1 protein-coding gene is annotated in these 2,063 nt (G+C 31.6%); it reads right to left on the minus strand.

The window, feature by feature from the left end:
- A partial coding sequence (locus MBCUT_RS00520; protein WP_157082407.1) for a right-handed parallel beta-helix repeat-containing protein occupies positions 1-1,837 on the minus strand: 1,837 nt, incomplete at its 3' end.
- Positions 1,838-2,063: the final 226 nt, after the last annotated feature.

The raw sequence follows: 2,063 nt of genomic DNA on the forward strand, positions 1-2,063 counted from the left end.
AATTATAATCTTCACCATTTAAAGTACCATTAATGATAAAATCAGGTAAATTCTCAACACCAGTATTATCAAGAGTAGTATTCAATACTAACAGATAAAATCTAAGCTTATCACCAAAATGAACATCATCCAAACTACTAGAGTTAGTAATATTCAAAATATAATGATTACTAGTATCAATACCCACAATTTTACCAATTATATCGTTAACTCCCCACCAATTAAGATTCGCATCTATACCACTAGTCATAGTTGGAATACTCAAACCAGTACCAGCTAAAACACGATTATAATTGACAGTAACATTATCCACAGAATTAAGACCAGTAGCAAAATTAATACCAGTACCACCAGTTGTTCCAGCAAAAATATTATTACCAGAAACAAAAATATCACTCAAATCAACAGAATTAAGATTAACAAACCCAATACCAATACCATTAGAGTTAGTAGCATTAATAGTATTGTTCACTACAGATAAACCATTAAAATCAGCATTATTACAATCAACATACATACCATAAGACCCACCCATAATAACATTATCAGTGAAACTGATAGTGTTGCTGGTGTGTGTACGAAGATAAAAGCCTTCATTGGATGTTCCTGTGATGTTGTTGTTGGTAATGGTTATGTTACTGTTACCATTGGTTGCAGCTAGAAAAACACCAGTTGTTCCTGTGATGTTGTTGTTAGTAATGGTTATATTGTTGTTACTGGTGTGTACAGAGATATCAAGACCAGTTGTTGATGTTCCTGTGATATTGTTGTTAGTGATAGTTATGGTGTTGTTACTATTGGTGTGTGCATACAGAGAAATACCAAATGAGGATGCTCCTGTGATGTTGTTGTTGGTAATGGTTATGTTACTGTTACCATTGGTTGCAGATAGATGAAAACCATTTGTTCCTGTGATGTTGTTGTTGGTAATGGTTATGTTGCTGTTACTGGTGCTTATATCCAGATAAACACCACGGGATGCTCCTGTGATGTTGTTGTTGGTAATGTTTATGTTGCTGTTACAATTGGTGTATGCATCCAGATAAACACCAACTGATGATGTTACTGTGATGTTGTTGTTGATGATGGTTATGGTGTTGTTACTATTGTTGTATACATCCAGAAAAAGACCACGGAATGTTCCTGTGATATTGTTGTTTTCGAAAATTAGAGTATTATTACAATTAGTGATATTGAAACGTACGCCCACCGAATCAGATGTGCCGTTACCTAGGATATTATTACCTTTAACTGTAATTTTAACAACTGAGCCAGCTGTGGCATTTACATATACAGCACCATACGATATATTGTTTACAGTAGAAATTATAGTATTATTTTCCAGTAATACATCAGTTAAAGAGTTACCAGATAAATTGATGCTTATATTGATTGTACTTATATTACAGCTAATAACTGATAGATTGCTTGTATTTGAATTAATAGCTGTGTTATATCCACTCATATTCAAATTAACGATTTTTACATTCGGTGCTGTGATATTGAATAGTGTGCCAGTATTGGGACCTTTTATGTTCACTTGGCCGTTTGAGGATATGTTGACGCTTCTTGAAACATTTAATCCAGTGATTTGGTTATAATCTCCTGCATCAAAAACAACCTCATTATCAGTTGCGGTTGTATTACTGAGGAAATCTTGAATCTCATCATTAGTAGAAGAACTATTAAAGTTTGCAGCACTAACACCAGATAAAAGTGCAAAAAAGCACAAAAAAACAAAGCTTACAAGCACTAGATTCTTTAAATGAGTTCCACTAGTAAAATAGCTATTCTTTTCAAACTTATCCGTTATTGTATTTTTATTTTTCATTATCATATTTTTTTCACCTCCAAAATGAAAAAATTCTTTTTTAAAATTTTGATTAATGGATTATGAAATATAGAAATTATAGACCTATATGTCAAATAACTATCATAAAAGACAAAGCTCAGATTAATTATAGATGATTATATTATTATTACCAGAACTATGATCATTTTTTATCTATCAAAAACCCATTAATCAGAGAAAAATTCCAAAAAAAGAAATTTAGTTAAAATAA

The organism is Methanobrevibacter cuticularis (genome assembly GCF_001639285.1).
Classification (GTDB): Archaea; Methanobacteriota; Methanobacteria; order Methanobacteriales; family Methanobacteriaceae; genus Methanobaculum; species Methanobaculum cuticulare.